General features: G+C 38.0%; 18 protein-coding genes. 10 read left to right on the plus strand and 8 right to left on the minus strand.

The window, feature by feature from the left end; genetic code table 11:
* Positions 1-2 precede the first annotated feature (2 nt).
* Positions 3-263 (plus strand): hypothetical protein, encoded by a 261-nt coding sequence (locus QVB70_RS00765; RefSeq protein WP_287582396.1) that lies wholly within the window; start codon positions 3-5, stop codon positions 261-263.
* A 75-nt stretch (positions 264-338) separates the two neighbouring features.
* On the opposite strand, the gene QVB70_RS00770 is transcribed toward QVB70_RS00765, so the two are convergent.
* Positions 339-2,315 (minus strand): molybdopterin biosynthesis protein, encoded by a 1,977-nt coding sequence (locus QVB70_RS00770; RefSeq protein WP_342766528.1) that lies wholly within the window; start codon positions 2,313-2,315, stop codon positions 339-341.
* 150 nt (positions 2,316-2,465) lie between these two features.
* Positions 2,466-3,716 carry a gephyrin-like molybdotransferase Glp gene (glp, locus tag QVB70_RS00775; protein ID WP_287582398.1) on the minus strand — a complete coding sequence of 417 codons (1,251 nt, stop codon included), beginning with the start codon at positions 3,714-3,716 and terminating at the stop codon, positions 2,466-2,468.
* Between the two features lie 295 nt (positions 3,717-4,011).
* Between glp and QVB70_RS00780 the strand changes: the two genes are divergently transcribed.
* The 6 genes from QVB70_RS00780 to QVB70_RS00805 all read left to right on the plus strand — a co-directional run bounded on the left by QVB70_RS00780 (position 4,012) and on the right by QVB70_RS00805 (position 8,898).
* Entirely contained in the window at positions 4,012-4,335 is a 324-nt protein-coding gene (locus tag QVB70_RS00780) for a hypothetical protein (protein WP_287582399.1), read from the plus strand.
* A gap of 26 nt (positions 4,336-4,361) precedes the next feature.
* Complete coding sequence (locus QVB70_RS00785) at positions 4,362-4,673, plus strand: V-type ATP synthase subunit F (RefSeq protein ID WP_287582401.1); 312 nt, start codon at positions 4,362-4,364, stop codon at positions 4,671-4,673.
* Positions 4,674-4,739: 66 nt separating this feature from the next.
* Positions 4,740-6,503: a V-type ATP synthase subunit A gene (locus QVB70_RS00790; protein ID WP_287582403.1), complete on the plus strand. Its 1,764-nt coding sequence runs from the start codon at positions 4,740-4,742 to the stop codon at positions 6,501-6,503.
* 200 nt (positions 6,504-6,703) lie between these two features.
* Positions 6,704-6,883, plus strand: a complete 180-nt coding sequence (locus QVB70_RS00795) for a hypothetical protein (protein ID WP_287582405.1) — start codon at positions 6,704-6,706, stop codon at positions 6,881-6,883.
* A 90-nt stretch (positions 6,884-6,973) separates the two neighbouring features.
* Positions 6,974-8,332: a TrpB-like pyridoxal phosphate-dependent enzyme gene (locus QVB70_RS00800; protein WP_287582407.1), complete on the plus strand. Its 1,359-nt coding sequence runs from the start codon at positions 6,974-6,976 to the stop codon at positions 8,330-8,332.
* Positions 8,333-8,574: 242 nt separating this feature from the next.
* Positions 8,575-8,898, plus strand: coding sequence for a hypothetical protein (locus tag QVB70_RS00805; protein WP_287582409.1), 324 nt, complete (start codon positions 8,575-8,577; stop codon positions 8,896-8,898).
* Between the two features lie 166 nt (positions 8,899-9,064).
* Here the strand turns inward: QVB70_RS00805 and QVB70_RS00810 are convergent, their stop codons facing one another.
* The gene (locus QVB70_RS00810; protein ID WP_287582410.1) at positions 9,065-9,469 is read right to left on the minus strand and encodes a hypothetical protein; all 405 of its coding nucleotides are present in this window, start codon (positions 9,467-9,469) and stop codon (positions 9,065-9,067) included.
* A gap of 234 nt (positions 9,470-9,703) precedes the next feature.
* On the opposite strand from QVB70_RS00810, the gene QVB70_RS00815 reads away from it, so the two are divergent.
* A complete protein-coding gene (locus QVB70_RS00815; protein ID WP_287582412.1) occupies positions 9,704-10,288 on the plus strand; it encodes a 2-oxoacid:acceptor oxidoreductase family protein in 585 nt (194 codons plus the stop codon).
* Between the two features lie 61 nt (positions 10,289-10,349).
* Here QVB70_RS00815 and QVB70_RS00820 read toward each other — a convergent pair whose 3' ends face one another.
* Both QVB70_RS00820 and QVB70_RS00825 read right to left on the minus strand, forming a co-directional pair.
* A complete protein-coding gene (locus QVB70_RS00820) occupies positions 10,350-10,583 on the minus strand; it encodes a hypothetical protein (protein WP_287582414.1) in 234 nt (77 codons plus the stop codon).
* 179 nt (positions 10,584-10,762) lie between these two features.
* Entirely contained in the window at positions 10,763-11,665 is a 903-nt protein-coding gene (locus tag QVB70_RS00825; RefSeq protein ID WP_287582416.1) for a DUF1028 domain-containing protein, read from the minus strand.
* 194 nt (positions 11,666-11,859) lie between these two features.
* Here QVB70_RS00825 and QVB70_RS00830 point away from each other — a divergent pair, with 194 nt between their 5' ends.
* Positions 11,860-12,339: a pyridoxamine 5'-phosphate oxidase family protein gene (locus QVB70_RS00830; protein WP_287582417.1), complete on the plus strand. Its 480-nt coding sequence runs from the start codon at positions 11,860-11,862 to the stop codon at positions 12,337-12,339.
* An 80-nt stretch (positions 12,340-12,419) separates the two neighbouring features.
* Here the strand turns inward: QVB70_RS00830 and QVB70_RS00835 are convergent, their stop codons facing one another.
* The 3 genes from QVB70_RS00835 to QVB70_RS00845 form a co-directional block, all read right to left on the minus strand.
* Positions 12,420-13,310 carry a DMT family transporter gene (locus tag QVB70_RS00835; RefSeq protein WP_287582418.1) on the minus strand — a complete coding sequence of 297 codons (891 nt, stop codon included), beginning with the start codon at positions 13,308-13,310 and terminating at the stop codon, positions 12,420-12,422.
* Positions 13,311-13,613: 303 nt separating this feature from the next.
* Positions 13,614-14,903, minus strand: a complete 1,290-nt coding sequence (locus QVB70_RS00840; protein ID WP_287582419.1) for a glycoside hydrolase family 57 protein — start codon at positions 14,901-14,903, stop codon at positions 13,614-13,616.
* A 4-nt stretch (positions 14,904-14,907) separates the two neighbouring features.
* The gene (locus tag QVB70_RS00845) at positions 14,908-15,879 is read right to left on the minus strand and encodes a radical SAM protein (RefSeq protein WP_287582420.1); all 972 of its coding nucleotides are present in this window, start codon (positions 15,877-15,879) and stop codon (positions 14,908-14,910) included.
* Positions 15,880-16,268: 389 nt separating this feature from the next.
* Between QVB70_RS00845 and radA the strand changes: the two genes are divergently transcribed.
* The gene (gene radA / locus QVB70_RS00850; protein WP_287582421.1) at positions 16,269-17,204 is read left to right on the plus strand and encodes a DNA repair and recombination protein RadA; all 936 of its coding nucleotides are present in this window, start codon (positions 16,269-16,271) and stop codon (positions 17,202-17,204) included.
* Positions 17,205-17,357: the final 153 nt, after the last annotated feature.

Raw genomic sequence — 17,357 nt, forward strand, 5'->3', positions numbered from 1 at the left:
ACTTGCGCCGCGAACTCTACGGTAACATCGTGTTATCAGGCGGTTCCACCATGTTCCCCGGACTAAAGGAACGCATGCACAAGGAACTCACCGAACTGGTACCCGAAGGCGTGGAGATCAAAATCATCGCCCCACCAGAAAGACGCTACAGTGTCTGGATCGGAGGTAGTATTCTATCGTCACTTAAGACCTTCCAGAAAATGTGGGTGACTAAAAAAGAATACCAAGACATGGGCGCCGCTGCCATTCATCGATGCTTCTAAAATAATGAGATTCTACTGAGAATAACCAATTGAGTCTTTTAAAATCTCGCACTTCTTTTTCTTTTCTATGATTTGTTACTCAGATATTATAGATCCCGTTTTTTCAGTAGGCTGCATACCAGGATAGACTAAACTGAGTTTTTCTTTGAATTTTTTTGATCTGAGAGTTTTAATGAAGAGTTTAACGCTTTCCTTATCTAAGCGGTCTTTGAGGATTATAAAATCGTAGAGTTCTTCACGAATTGGTATAAAATCAAGATCATATTTTGCAGCAACGGAATATATTGCCACCCCAATATCCGCTTTTTTGTACGCTATGGATGATGCAATAGCACTATGTGTTTTCACCTCAACTTCATAGCCTTTAATAGCCCAAATAAGTTCTGAGAACTTCATATTTTCTTGTTGAGCGATTTTTTCTAATTCGAAATCAGTGAGGATCCGTGTTCCAGATCCTTTTTGTCTATTAATAAAAGACACGTCATCTCTCAGTAGATCTCGTAGCCCCGTTATATTTTTTGGATTCCCTTTTTCAACTATCAAACCTTGCTCTCGTTTATAACCTCTTATAACTATGACTTGACCAATAATGTCTTGAAGAAATGGTAAATTATATTCATTTGATTTTGCGTCAAAAAGATGTATTCCTGCAATATCTGCTTCTCCCCTTCTTATTGCCTTTATACCACTCATCGATCCTACATTGATTAGTTTGAAAGAAACACTTGGATCATGTTTTTGCATTAAATTGTAGATGAGATCTAATCCAAGACAGTGGCTTCCAATAAAGACAAGATCTGCGGGCTCAATAGTGTTGCTAAATAATTCTACAGTAACCCTTTCATTTTCATCAATGAAAAGTTGGTTTGAGGGAATTTCAACGAACCCATCACTAAAACTCAGAGTAGTTATTGCGCCTGAACCAGTAAGAACTGGATATGCAAAATATTTGGAGTCCTTTCTAATAATATGGACAGGAAGAAATTCATGGCGACCAAGAGCATGATCTACTCGTGTGACCATGTATGCCTCAAGAACCTTTTTTTCAAGACTATTTATCCCAGCTAATGAACGCAAGAACGGTGCTACAAGACGCTCAAAAACAGTTAGCGCTGATGTTGGGTATCCAGGCAGTCCTATTATCGCTTTATTATCTACTACCGCCAAAAGCAGTGGTTTACCTGGTTTAATTGCCACGCCGTGAACTAGTATACCTGGCGTTCCTAACTCATTGATGACCTTGTAGGAAAGGTCTCCAACACCTTTAGAGGTTCCTCCAGATATAAGTACAACATCAGCTTTAGAGAGCGCTTTTTTGAGTTGCTCTTTTAACATTTCAGGAGAATCTTTTATAATACCTAAAAAGTTGGGTTTGCATCCACACTCTCTCACGGCATTTGTTAATGTAGCACCATTTATATCAAAAATCTTCCCAGGTTCAAGAAGTTCACCTGGTGATGTTATTTCATCTCCTGTTGAGATTATTGCTACATTTGGTTGTTGATAAACAGGGATTTCAGAAACTCCTAGAGCGGCTAGAACACCAATTTCTCGTGGTGATAATCGTTCACCCTTTCTTAACACAATTTCGCCTATTTTAATGTCAGATCCTGCAAACATGATGTTTTCGCCAGGCACAACAGATCTAAATAATCTCACTTGTTTTTCTTCTTGTTCTGTGTACTCTACCATGATGACAGAATTTGCACCTTTTGGAATTACTGCACCTGTTGATATAACAGTACATTCCCCAGAATTGACTTCAACATCTGGAATAACACCTGCGGGTATTTCATCTACTATTTTCAATGTAATAGGATTGTCTTCATCCGCCTCAAAGGAATCTCTGGCAATAAGTGCATATCCATCCATTCGAGCCCTATCAAAAGGAGGTACATCGTATCCTGCAACAATATCTTCTGCTAAAACTTTTCCACCTGCATCCCATATAGATGAATTAGTGAGGTGATAAGTTATTTTAAAATGCTCATAAAACCTTCTTTTTGCTTCTTCTATAGACACTAGATCTAAGTAGACTTTGCGTTTCAACATTTTACCTCCTATTAACCACTTGAAGTCATGTGAACTCTCTAAGAGAGTTTTTGATAAATTTCCTTAAGCCTGTTATCATTTCTCCGCAAGAAAATCCCCTCAACGGGAATGGATGGTTCAGGGAGCCACGCTACTTGTAGGGGTTGTAGTTCACGAACTGGGAAAATAATGCTGTGAAAAGAGTTTAACATCAACAGAATCTCCTTTGCTTAAGCCTTCTCGCTCTTCAGAAACTTCAATTATGCCATCTGCTTTCACCAAGGTGCTTATAATTCCTGATCCTCTTACTCTTACAAGTTCTGCAAAGAATTCGTTGTTTTCTTTTACTATCCTTACTCTCGCAAAATCTCGTCTTCCAACTTCTGATGGAATACTACGTTTGAGTTTCGCTTTAATTATTGGTTTTGGATCATATGGTGTCATTCCAAGCAGAGTTTGAAGGGTTGGTCGCACAAATACATCAAAGGAAATCATTGCCGCTACTGGTGAGCCTGGAAGACCAAAAACTGGTTTATTGTTAATGATTCCAATGAGTGTTGGAGCGCCTGGTCGCATAGCTACACCTTGAACTAATAACTTACCCTTTTGTAGAATAATCTCATCAATTATATCATATTCTCCGACAGAGCTGCCCCCTGAAAACACGATGACATCTGTTTGTTCAATTGCCTTTTCAAGGGCTTGTAATAATTCGTCTCTGTCATCTTTTACTCTTCTGGTAAAAGAGGGGATTGAATGAAATTGACTTACTAAACTAGACAAAGTGGCATTATTGACATCAAATATCTTTCCGGGTTCAAGTATCTCGCCAGGATCAATAAGTTCACTCCCAGTCGATATAATACTTACTTTTGGTTTGCGGATTACACTTATTTGATCATGTCCAGATGCTATTATGATGCCTATGTCTTGAGGATGAAGAAGATGACCTTGCTTTAGGATAACGTCACCTCTCCTTACATCCTCTCCTCTAATACTAACATTTTTTCTCGGAGGATATGGTTTAATTACCTCTATACTATGTCCATGTTCTCGTGTATCCTCGACTTTTATAACAGCATCTGCTCCTTTTGGGAGCGCTGCACCCGTCATAATCTGAGCGGCGTCTCCAGTTTTAATTTCAATATCTGGGATAGTTCCTATCTCAATTCTCCCTGTAATTTTAAGATACACAGGGTCAGTTACACTAGCACCAAAAGAATCTTCTGATCTAATTGCGTAGCCATCCATTGCAGAACGGTCAAACATTGGTACATCATATCGAGCAACGATATCATTGACAATTACCCGATTTAAGCCCTCTTTAACATGTATTATTTCGCTTTTTAGTGGCTTAAGTTCGCTTAAAACGGCATTTATGGCTTCAGAGACTGGTATAAGTTTTTTAAATCCCTTTTTCATTATTATCCCACAGTTAATACCTTTACAAAAATAAATTTCATAAACGTACAGATTCAAATTGAAATAATTGAAATAAAAACTTTACACTGGACGCAGAAAACTGGATACTATATATAAACGCATCAGAGATTTATAGAATTTCTCTTAAGATCCCTCATAGATTCAATTTACAGCAATCTTCTTCCATCTAAGTCCCGACCTCGAAAAACGAAGCCAGCGATAGAAAGGAATATAAAGGGAACTATTATAAAACCGATTCATAATGTTTACATGAAAATTGAGGAGAATATCATTTATGTCCAGCATTGAGACACTCAAAGCAATTCGAGATTTAGAGGAACAAGCACGCACAATTCTTTCCGAAGCAAATGAAAAGGCTAAAAAAATTGAAGAAGAAGCAAACCTAAAAGCTCGGCAAGTGCTTGAAGAAGCAAAGAATAATGCCGAAGGGCAAGCTGAAACAATTCAACAGGATATTCAGAAACAAATCGATGAAGCGGTAAATGTTATACTCAAAGAATCTGAATCACAAATTGCATCGCTTAAAGAAAAAGCAAATCAAAACCTATCTAAGGCTTTAGACACAGTTATTGAGACTCTCCTCCGCATAATCTCTTAGATCTAATAAGTAGAGGAGCGATTTTTTTGAAGATAGTAGCTGTAGCGGATGAAGATACTGTTACTGGTTTGAAATTAGCTGGGATTGATGAGGGTTATGTAACTACTGATGACGACGCAAGGTCCATTTTTTTAACCCTCTCAGAAAGAAAAGATATTGGTCTCATTATTACTACTGAACGGATAGCTGATTCTGCCTCTGTTCGTTCAATTATAACTCAAATTACCGAAAAGGAATTTCCCATTGTTGTAGAACTCCAAGACAAACATGGACCAATGAAACGAGAAATTGATCCAATTAAAGCCCTAGTCAAGAGGGCTGTTGGAGTTGACTTGTGAGAAAGTCGACATATTATTATAATTAAAATCGCGGTAGAGTGCCGCTGGGATTATAGGTGAAAAATTATGGCAACAATAGAAGGCGAAATTACACGAGTTGCAGGTTCGTTAATTCAAGCTAAAAACATGACAGGCGTACAAATGTACGAAGTATGTCGTGTAGGAAGTGAAGAACTTATCGGAGAAGTTATCGCCTTAGAAGGCGACGTGTGTAGTATCCAAGTATATGAAGAAACTGCCGGAATTCGACCTACAGAAAAAGTTATAGCTACCGGTGGCGCTTTAAGCGTTGAATTAGGACCGGGATTGATCAGCCAGATCTACGATGGCATTGAGCGTCCCTTACCTTCCTTAAAAGAATTATCTGGTGATTTCATTACAAGAGGAATTGTCGCGAGCCCTCTTGATCGGACAAAGAAATGGTCATTTACGCCTCGCTTGAGCGTTGGTGATAATGTTACTGGTGGAGACATTCTTGGAACAGTGCCTGAAACGACTTTAGTCGAGCACAGAATTATGGTTCCACCACGAACCTCTGGAAAGGTTGTTGAAATTGTTCCAGCAGGAGACTACACAATTGAAGATGTCATTGCAGTAGTTGAAACGGATAAAGGACGTCAAGATTTGACTATGATGCAGAAATGGCCTGTTCGTGTCCCTCGACCAATCAAAGAAAACATTCCCGCAATAGTTCCTCTATTTACTGGACAACGGATTTTTGATACTTTCTTCCCCATGTCCAAGGGAGGCACGGGCGCCATTCCTGGGGGGTTTGGGACCGGAAAAACAGTCATGCAACACCAACTTGCTCAGTGGGCTGACACACAAGTTGTTGTCTATGTTGGCTGTGGTGAACGTGGCAATGAAATGACGGAAGTATTAGAAAGATTTCCAGAACTAGAGGATCCTCGATCTGGCGAACCTTTAATGAAAAGAACTGTCCTTATTGCCAATACTTCAAATATGCCAGTCGCTGCACGAGAGGCGAGTATTTACACGGGCATTACACTTGCCGAATATTTCCGTGATATGGGTTATGATGTTTCTATCATGGCAGATTCAACATCAAGATGGGCCGAAGCGCTTCGCGAGATCTCTGGACGGCTTGAGGAAATGCCTGGAGAAGAAGGCTATCCAGCATATCTTGCATCCCGCATCGCTGAATTTTATGAACGCGCAGGAAGAGTTAAAACTCTAGGTTCTGACGAACGTTATGGATCTGTAAGCGTTGTTGGCGCAGTTAGCCCACCTGGCGGTGACTTTTCTGAACCAGTTACGCAAAACACATTACGTGTTGTAAAGGTCTTCTGGGCGTTATCTAAAGACTTAGCATCACGAAGGCATTTCCCAGCTATTGATTGGTTAACTAGTTATTCATTGTATCAAGAAACACTTGAGGAATGGTATAAAGACAATTTAGGCGCGGATTGGAGAGATTTGAGAATTGAAGCTATGTCGCTTTTACAAAAGGAGAAAGAACTCAAGGAAATCGTACAATTAGTAGGTCCTGATGCGTTACCTGAGATTGAAAGAGTAGTGCTTGAGGCCGCGCGTATCATTCGCGAGGACTACTTGATGCAACATGCATATCATCCAGTCGATTCTTACTGTTCCCTAGATAAGGCAAAGCGAATGCTTGGAATAATCATGCAGACACATCAAAAGATGAGAGCAGCAAGTGAAAGTGGTGCATCTATAGCGGACATCCTTAAACTGGGCGTCTACGAAAACATCTCTCGTCTCAAAATAATTGATCCCGAAAAAATAGACGCGACATGTGATGAACTTTCAAAGGAGATCGATGAACAATTCGCAACATTGATAGGATAGTTTTTTAGACTGCCCCTCAATATATCATATACATCTCTTTTGTCTTCATTTACAAGAAGGCTATCGAACATTTTTCTTTTGCATTCATTGCCTGCTTATTTTTTCTGCATTATCTGAGTTAGTAGGCAATTCTTACAAAAACGTTAAGTTTATAAACAAAAAGCTAATACTGCTGATGCATAGGTGGTTTGATTGCGCCAATGGATGTTGCTTTAACAAAATGTCTTTTCTTTTCTCTCAGTCTTGAAGCTAAACCACCCTGCCCGGAAAAAGGTTTTTATAAAACTCCAACAGATTTTACTCCTGAATTTTTAATTGACTTAGCTTTGAGCTTTTCAAACTTTTCTTGGCATCCCTGGCATTCTTGGCGGTGGCAGTAGCCCACTATTTCAACAGCTATTGATACCCCCTCGTTTCCAACTTTTTTGAAAAATAAAAATAGAAATCTAAAAAATTTGAGGTGATTGAAAATGTATGATGGTGTAAAAGTTGTCTTAAACCTTGATGAGTTACCAACTCAATGGTATAATGTATTAGCCGACCTACCAGCCCCTCTCCCTCCTCCGTTACACCCTGTAACGAAAGAACCTTGTGGTCCTCCTGATTTAATGCCTTTGTTCCCTGTTGCACTTCTACAACAGGAGATGTCCCCAGAAAGATACATTCCTATTCCTGAAGAGTTACAAGAGGCTTACAGGCGATTAGGTAGACCAAGCCCACTATATCGGGCAAAACGGCTTGAGGAGTATTTGGATACACCAGCTAAGATCTACTATAAGCGAGAGGATCTCAGCCCTACGGGAAGTCATAAGCCCAACACAGCTATCGCCCAAGCGTATTTTGCAATGAAAGAAGGTGTAGAACAAATTACAACTGAAACAGGTGCAGGTCAATGGGGAAGTGCGCTCTCCCTCGCATGTGCCCTTTTTGACATAAAATGCCGTGTATATATGGTTGGTGTCAGTTACGACCAGAAACCGTATAGACGCGTATTAATGCAGACTTATGGCAGCGAAGTTTTCCGAAGTCCGTCTAATAATACAGAGGTCGGACGAAGTGTTTTAAAGGAAAATCCTGACCATCCTGGAAGCCTTGGTTTAGCAATATCTGAAGCTGTGGAGGATGCTCTAAACGACGATAAAATTAAGTACAGTCTAGGAAGCGTGCTCAATCACGTCCTGCTACATCAAACAATTGTAGGTCAGGAGGTTAAAAAACAGTTTGAAGAGATTGGGGAATATCCTGATATGATGCTTGGCTGCGTTGGAGGCGGCAGTAATTTTGCAGGGTTCTTTTATCCGTTTGTTCCAGACAAATTGAAAGGAAAAGATATCCGATTTATTGCTGTTGAGCCGAAGGCGGTTCCTACATTGACAAGAGCACCTTATGCCTACGATTACGGAGATACTGGTAAGTTAGCTCCTATAGTGAAAATGTACACTCTTGGGCACGAGTTTGTCCCACCACCAATTCATTCTGGAGGATTAAGATACCACGGAGACGCCCCCAGTTTATGTCTACTGCAAAAAGAAGGTATCTTGGAGTCCGTTGCATACCATCAAATAGAAACCTTTGAAGCAGGAGTGATCTTTGCAAAGACAGAAGGGATCGTTCCAGCGCCAGAAACCAATCATGCTATCGTTGCAGTGATCAAAGAAGCACAAAAATGTAAAAAAACTGGTGAAGAAAAAGTGATTGCTTTTAATTACAGCGGACACGGTCATTTTGATTTAAAAGGATATGAAGAATATCTCGCTGGAAACCTTGTTGACTATGAAATGCCACAGGAACAAATCGATAAATCGCTCGAAATCTTGCCAAAAGTATAATCCTATTATTTTTTCCTTTTTTTCTATATAATTTTAGAGAATCCTTATTCTTTGTTATTGGCACTTATTCGATCTAGAAAACGATAGTGTTCAAATAGTTATTATTTGATTCTCTTGAAGTTGATTTCTTCTATGATATTTGTTTAAGTCCATGGTTCTCTACAAGCTTGAATGCGAACAAGTTATATACTAGGAAATCGGGTTCATCCTAACCTGAAATAAGATATTGAAATGGTGATTGTATGGCTAGACCGTCTGGTGGTATTTTATTAGCGGCATGGATACTAGTGATTGTCGGTGCAATCCTTATGATTGTCCAAGGAGCGTTGAGTTTCGTGGGAATCGGACTTGGTGTTCCAAGTTCGCTAGGTGCTCTTGGTGGCTTAATTGCAGCGGCTATATCAATAATTATCGGAATAATAATTATTGTTCTCCGCGTTGCAGATCAGTTAGATGAGTGGGTATACATAATACTTGCCCTAATCTTTGGTATAATTGTGCTTGGTCTCGGGGGATTACTCGTTATAATAGGCGCTATTCTTGCAATAATTGCACAAGTTACATAGTCTATCCCGATCCATTTTTTCTCTTTTTCGCCTTTTTTTTATAATAATCTATTTCAGCTCTTCATTCGTTGTCTTGAATTTTATTATCTCTTAGTTCATTTTAGCTTCTCAAAAAACTCATATGACCGTCTTAAAAAAAAAGAAAAGAATTTTTTAGATTCTGGTGTTAGAATATACTCAGTGGGGGCAGATATCCTGCTATCAAACCCAGCCCCGCAATGATAAATGAAATTACCAGCCAAATGACAATGACTATAACGATACAAACCAGCGTACCGAGAAACGCTGTTGGCCATTCAGAAAATTTAGGCCAAAAGTGACGAAGTGCAAGAAGAATCACTACAAAGACTGCAACAAATGCAATAGCCAAGGTATAACGACCGAGCGGTAACATTCTAAATATAATCCATACGACAGCGGCTACAATTCCAGTAACGATACTTGACCCCCAAGCAAATTTGTATCTCGAATAGCCCCAAAGCCAGCACGTTATGGCTACAGAAACTGCCACAATAGCTACAAACACAATAAAGTCAATCAGGAATGCTATAGAGAACTGAGAGAATTGCATAAATTTTTCCTCCATGAAAAAATTTGCTATTTACAAAGTCAATTATTATTACTTAAAAAGTTTTAAGATTTGATCTAATTTTAAATCGCTATTCAAATGTTTTTACTAGAATCTGCGTTCTTAAGACAAAAATATCCATTAAAAAGTGTCTAAATTTTAATTTCAAAGTATAAGTATGCGATAAAAAGGAGCAAAACACAGGATTCAATTTATTCTAAGAAAGGTTGTACCCTCATGTCATTTTATAAAATCAAAGAAATTCTCTTAATCGGTCGAGGAGACATGAATGTAGTTACATTAGCAGAGATCCTTGCTGAGGCAATAGCTTATAGGAATAAGTGTTCCCAAGTGTTTCAACCTAAAACCACAACACCAGAAGTGATTCTAAAAGTTGCCATTCGAATTAGCAAGAAACTTTTATCTACTTATCCACAGATCTGCTGCCCAAATTACACCATAGTACTGGATGATTCGTTTTTGAAAATATTGGACGTTACAGAGGGATTAAAAAGGTCAGGCATTCTCCTTGTCAATTCATCATATTCCCCATACGAGTTAATAGAACTCTTCGGCATAGGATTCTCCACAGCAACAGTAGATGTTGACAAAGTTTCAATGAATGAAATAGATGAAAGCCTAACAAATCAAAATTATGGCGGTAATAATTACATAGGAATTTTAGGTGCTTTCTGCAGAATAAGCGGAGAAGTATCCCTAGAAGCACTAAATCAGGCGGTTCTAGGATTCTATCCTGAATCAATCGCGCGGAAAAGCATTAAGTCAATGAGAAAAGCATTTAGAACAGTCAAAATAGTATGAATCTATTATAGAAAACATAACAATAGAAAAACGCAGCATATATAGGTTAGATATATTTAACCTATTTAGAAAGGTATTCATTCTTTAAGTTCTCGGCTCGTGTTTCCGCATGGTGAAGTTTCTTCTGCATTTCTTGTTTAAGGATCTCTTTGACTTTATACAATGCTTTTTCATATGATATTGGGTTTTTTGCACTACCAATGTAATGGGTTTCTTTATTGCCTTCACCATAGACTACATACACGTAATAATAGGGTTTGTTGTTTGTGTATTTGGTGTTGATGATAATGCTCATAGTAGGTTCACCTATAGGTAATATATATCTAACCAACCATTTATATGGTTAAAGAAGTCTAACCATCAAAATAATAATTTGTTGTGACAAAACACCATTAGTTTTTCAAAGTATTGTTATTTTGTCTCCCCTTTATCCCTTCTCCGCAAGAAGACCCCCCCAACTTGTAGGGTGGTAGTTCACCATTCTGACATTTTTCTGAGCGAAACGAAAGACGTTCCTTTTTCTTTCATCATATAGCCGTAGATTGACTTCCATATCGTACCGTCATCACGCCATTTGCTTTCGAAATTGTTAATTCCAATCCATGCCTCTAAGGCATCCCTCTCTACTTTTTCCCAGCCATCCCCTTTCGCTGCTTCAGCCTCATTGAGATAACCAAGTTCTATAAGAATTTGCTTTATTTTTATTGAAATTTCTCCTTCAATCGTCAACAAATTTGATGTAGCTTCTCTGGCAAGGAAAGTCAGATCATAGAGTTCAAATATTCTACAGAGTTCTTTAATAGGTTCTGTATGCTCATCAACTCGAATATCAACGTAACGATCATTTAGGCCTTCATAACCACCTTTTTCACGCACAACCAAAAGCGCAGCAGCTTGTTTCCCTCTAACGTCCCCTCTTCTTTCTTCATCCCCCGCTTTCATTGCTGCAAGCAATTTGTCAATTAAATCTCCTTTTTGAGTTTCAAATGCCTTAGCCATACTTTCAACTGTTCCTTCGTAACAAATATTACCTTGACAACTGAAGTTGTCTCCAATGATGTGTCCCGCCCAATAGAAGCAATCCTTTCCTGTAAATGCGTCAACTGCACCTGTGGAATCTATAATCGCTGCTTGACGATATTCTCGCATTTCATCAGTTGATATGAGTTTTTTTAAGACTTGTTTCGCGCCCATACCTGTTTCTAGCATCTCAATCCCTCGTGGGCCGTAAGTTGTGTTTATCCAAGATTGGGTTGCAAGAGCTCCAACATTTGCTTTCGCAAATGGAGTTACAATTCCAATACACATGAACTTGCTCTGTACGGCAACTCCTAAATCACCTGTGTTAGGATCATAACCAATAATTGAGAACGTCATAAAATCTCAACTCTTTTTTACCAATATTTACTAAAAATCTTGATTGTAATATCTATTGAAATCATCATTTTTGTGTTTTGCTTCATCGAATCTGTCAAAACATTGGTTGAAAAAGAGAATGAATCCTGATAAGTTTTATAGTCTAAGATTTATTGAGGTAACTGTTGAAAATTTAATGGAATGCAGGGATATCTATGGATATTCAAAAAATCCCACAAATGGACAGAAAGGAATATGATCAATTAATTATTGATGAATATGTGTGTCGGATTGCTTTTAAAGGCAAAGAACATCCCTATATTGCGCCGTTTCTTTACATTTTTGATGGAAAGCACATGTTTTTTCTGTCAACCAAATATGGTAAAAAAATCGAATTTTTCCAGCAAAATCCTAATGTTTCCGTTGAAGTGGACAGATATAGTCGAGACCTCTCTGATTATTCCTTTGTAACCCTCTTAGGACGCTTGGTAGAAGTGAAGGGTGATAACAAGAAGAAGACCATACGGGAAAGATTTGTACAACTAATTAAAGATAAGAATCTTTCAAAGAATATCCTGAAAGCCCTTGGTCATTCGCCTGAAGAACCTCTTGAATCTATAGTCAAAGAAGAAAGAAATTACGTATGGAAACTTATAGATGTTAAAGAAATAATAGCTCTTAAGAATGGGACGTAATTGCAAATTTTTCTGCATCAAATCCCCATTTGGACCATATGAACCTGATCCAATTCGTATAAAATGGTTCGACGCATCAACTACTTAGCTTTTTGAACCAAATAAATACCTGTCAATACAAACACCGTTCCAATAACTACCATCAATGTAATTGGTTCGTTTAAGAATATATTTGCGAAGATTATCGTATATAAAGGGACTATTAATATTGATACGCTGGCCTTTGCGGTTTCGATTCTACGAAGAATTAAGAACCATAAAACATAACCTATTCCAGAAATACCCAAACTGAAGTGCAATATCAAAAGCCATCCAATCAGAGATACGGTGAATATCGTCTGCATATTTCCTAAAATAACTGCAAATGGAATCAAGATTATAATGGTGAATGGAGCACTTAAAGCAAGAGTTTGTAATCCTCCGTACGTCTTAACATGTTTCCTGGCGAGAAGAGATTGAATAGACCACGCCAAAGCTGAAAGTATTAATAGAAAATCTCCAATAAACTGTCCTGAAAGAACTAATGATGAAAAATCACCTTGCGTTACAACTACCAGCATTCCAATTATTGCTGAAAAAATTCCAAGAGATTGCTTGATTCCAGTTTTTTCGTTTAATAAAACATGTGCTAAAATAGCTATAAAAATAGGATGAAGATTTGTTAAAAGTGCAGCATTTACAGCAAAACTCAAACTGACTCCAAACAAAAACAATAAACCAAATGCTGCATTTGCGGCGCCAATAGCCAGAAAATTCAACCAATCTGCCCTAAATGAAAGTTTTGATTCGTTAAAACTTTGAGTTCTACAAAGTAGTACAAATAGGAAAATGAACGCAATCACCCACCTCAAGAGAGTAAGGTCAGTTGGGGTGATCTCCCCTGAAACTCCCACAAGAAATCGTGCAGTAACTGGGCCGGTACCCCATATCGCTGTTAGAATTAAGATCAAAGAAAGTGTCTTTCTATCCATCATTCTCACCAATTAGGATTACCCTTAAACAAATTTGTAACACGTTTACGTTTCTAAGAGTTCTTCTTTTGCTTTTTTCACTTACATGAAAGCCTCTCTTATCCTTATAAGGTAGAAATATATTATTATGCTTGATAAACCGTGAGCAGCAATTTTCATTCTACTAAGACTCATTCAGAGTTGAATATTTCTTTATATGGTCACTGTCCTAGATGTGGAGCTTTACTTTATAAATTAAACCGTCTTTTACGCTGTTCTTGTGGCTTCTGGAAGACTATTTAAAAAAAAATTGAAAAAGCTCTTCTAAGAAATCTTTTCTAACTCATTTTGTTCGTCAGTTTGCTTTTTTTTTCGTTCGTTCACAACTCGTGCGAAATCTGCAAGTATTCTGACATAAACTGAATACGCTTCAAAAGGAGTATGATAGGGACTAAAATAACTATGAACTTCTCCAGGTCCTCCACCAAAGGTTGCTAGGTAATAAAGATGATCACTCGCCTGTAAATTTCGCCATATTTGAATTAAAGATTTATCAGCAATTGCTTTCACTGGTTTTTCCAAAGCCAATAACTCTCGATAAATTTCTTGTTGCATCCAATTCCCAATCCAACTCTCGGTACTTCGTTCCTCATCGGCCCATGAAATTGTTTCATAGTCTCCTATACTAATTTCACCACCAATTGAAGCATTTTCTTCAACAATTTCGCTTGGTGTGGCGAAATCAAGGGATTTATGTTTGAAAATTTCATCAGGGAGCGCCTGTAAAAACCAATGGATCCCTGAATCTGTCCAATGATGTTCTCCAAAGGTCTCATAGTCCATGAATAGATTAATACATTGTCCTGAAGTTGCGGATAACCATGAGGCGTATTTACCTGCAGTAAGAGGCCACTCTGCCCAGTCCCGCGAAGAAAATCTAAAACCAATATCATCCGTTAATCGATAATTCCTCAACAAAACTCGTAAGCGCTTACAGAAATTAGAAGGTGGTTTATATACAAAATTTGGTGATTTCCAGTTACTTAAAACCCAATCGACTCCTTCAGTCAGGATGACTTTATAGCCCATTTCTTCTACTACCCGCGCAATACTGTTATTATATAAGCATTCAGTATTGATGAAGGCTGTAGGTTTGTAACTGAAAACATCTTGAATCAATTGTTGATGTAAAGCCACTTGGTCTATGAATTCTTCTCGCTCTACATCATATAGACTACATATTGAGTGATAATACGTTTCGTTTAGTAGCTCAACACATCCCGTATCAACAAGTTGCTTAAATGAGTCTAGTAGGTCTGTATTGTAGCGCTCGCATTGTTCAATAAAAAGCCCTGTTAATCCAAATGATACCTTGAATTGGCGGCGTTCCTTTTTGAACTGGTCAATTTTTTTCAACAGAATTTCATTTGTGGGTAAATAGCATTTTTCTGCAATTCTATTGAATAAGGCCTTATTAACATCATCGTCAAAATATTGATCAAATAAAGAACGACCAAGCAGTGAAAATCTTTTGACATGAAAATCTTTTCGCAATCGAAAAGGCTGATGTACTTCAAAATAGAAACAAACAGAGGTCAGATTATCCTTTTTCATGGTATCAACTCATAAGACAAACACTTTCAAACCAATGTGGGCAGATATTACATTTGCAATCACATTTAATAAACTCTTTAAGTTCTTCATTTGCCCATACGACTTCTGGAGGATCATCTATAGTTCCAACTTTTTTATTTAAAAAACAGCACGGGTAAATCGCCCCATAGGGATCAAGATACATGTGTGTTGTATACGCCGTGCATAACATATTTTTCACCTGGTTTTTTTCATAGGCTAGCATTGCTCGAAAATGAGCATGACGTTTTTCTAATTTATCGTTTGTATTCTTTCCATTTCTTTCATCAGAAATAATCTTGTTTATCTGGTTTTCTATAATATTAAATTGAGTTTCAGTAAATTTCATGCGTGTATCTTTGTTTTCAAAGTAAAAATCGCTGTATGCCATAAAATTGAAACGAAAACCAAGCTTTAATTCTTTGGTCAATTCATATACTTGCCACAATTGGCTGTAGTTGAGGGGCGATAAAGTAAAATGTATTGAAAGTCGAATATTCGAACCGTTTTCTTTTGTTTGTATTAAGTTTTTTAGCGTCTGCATTGCCCTTTCATATGATTTTCTTCTGCCTCGCATTTTATCATGAATTTCGCCAATTGCATCAAGAGAGATCGAGATACCATACTGTTGAGGAAATGTAGACAATTTTGTAACAAAATCAGTGATTTTGGATGATAGGACACCATTAGTTGTAACGGTAAAGTTTTTTCCGTTTGAAAGTAAAAACAAAGCTGCATCTTCGATATATGGGCTTAAAAAAGGTTCTCCTCCAACAATATTATATGATGTAATGGTTTGCCATTTCTTTACAAACGCGAAGAATTGGTCACTTCGAATTTCCTTTTGATATGCCTGAGGATCTTTTTCATATTTCTGCCAAATGTTGCACATTGTGCACCTAGAGTTACATTTATAGGTGATTGCGAATGCACAACTTGTTGGCATTAGCAGTTGCATTTCACTATTAAACTCCTTTTCCAATGCGTAAAGATGGTAAAATTTTTGCAGCGTTGCTTAGTGAGATTTTGCCTTCCTCATAGAACACAAAACTAATTAAGGTTTTTCTATTTTAGTTAAATACTTTTGGAGTGCGGAACAAGCATTGGATAGTTATTTGAGAATTGAAAATTTAAGGAGGCAGTTTAACAACATTTTCATGAGATTAAAATTAACCATAAAGAGAAAATATATGATGAGGGTTATTTTAAAAACATAGGATTTGTAGTATAAGGCGAATTTCTTGTTTCAGGGATGCCTATTCATATGTAAAATAGTTTTACTTTCACTTACCCCTCAGTTTTGTTTAAAGACCATGAAGCCAACATAAAGTGTGATAAGGTGATAGTATGGTTGAATTAGAGGAACTGCCCGGTGTAGGCCCCGCTACAGCAGCAAAATTGAAAGAAGCAGGATACACTTCTCTCGAAACATTAGCTGTCGCTGCACCCAAAGAACTGTCTACAACTGTCGATATTGGCGAAAGCACCGCCCAGAAGATAATACAATCGGCGCGAGAACAATTAGAGATTGGTTATTCCACCGCCTTGGAATTTTATGAAATTCGAAAAGTTGTAGGGCGTATAACCACAGGTAGTGAACAATTAGACGCAGTTCTAGGCGGCGGCATAGAAACTAATGGTATTACTGAATTTTACGGACCTTTTCGATCGGGCAAGACACAGATTTGCCACGAACTATGTATAAAGACCCAACTTCCTCCTGAAAAAGGAGGATTAGGCGGCGGAGCCTTATATGTCGATACAGAGGGTACATTCCGTCCAGAGCGCCTTGTTCAAATGATGGAAAAAGAAGATCTTGAGATTGATTCTGCATTACAAAATGTTGTCTATGCAAGAGCGTATAATAGTGATCATCAGATTTTACTTATAGAAGAAGCCCCTAATATCATTCAGGAAAAAAACATTAAACTGGTTATAGTGGATGCTCTGACCAGTTACTTCAGAAGCGAATACATTGGGCGCGGTACACTAGCAGAAAGACAGCAGAAACTTAATAAGCACTTGCATCAACTGCTTCGTCTTGCAGAAGTTCATCATTTAGCGGTAGTGGTGGCCAACCAGGTGATGGCTCGACCAGATATGTTCTTTGGCGATCCTACAGCCCCAGTCGGTGGACATATTGTTGCTCATGCCTGTACCACGCGTGTGTACCTGCGCAAATCCAAGGGTGATCGACGCGTTGCAAGAGTAGTAGATAGCCCCTGCCTTCCTGAATCTGAAGCCGTATTTGTGATCAAGGAAGATGGCATTGGAGACCCCTGATGTTTAAAACAAAACAAAAAAGCACAAGATAATCTTACACAAACTTTTTCTTCTTTCTATTTAAAAACTGGAATTTTTATAGAAATAACCGCACCTTTGACCTTTATTGAATGTCTTTGGGATGATCCTTCATCTATGATCTTAGATATCTCT

Origin of the sequence: Candidatus Borrarchaeum sp., from assembly GCF_019058535.1 — an archaeon.
GTDB lineage: Archaea > Asgardarchaeota > Sifarchaeia > Borrarchaeales > Borrarchaeaceae > Borrarchaeum > Borrarchaeum weybense.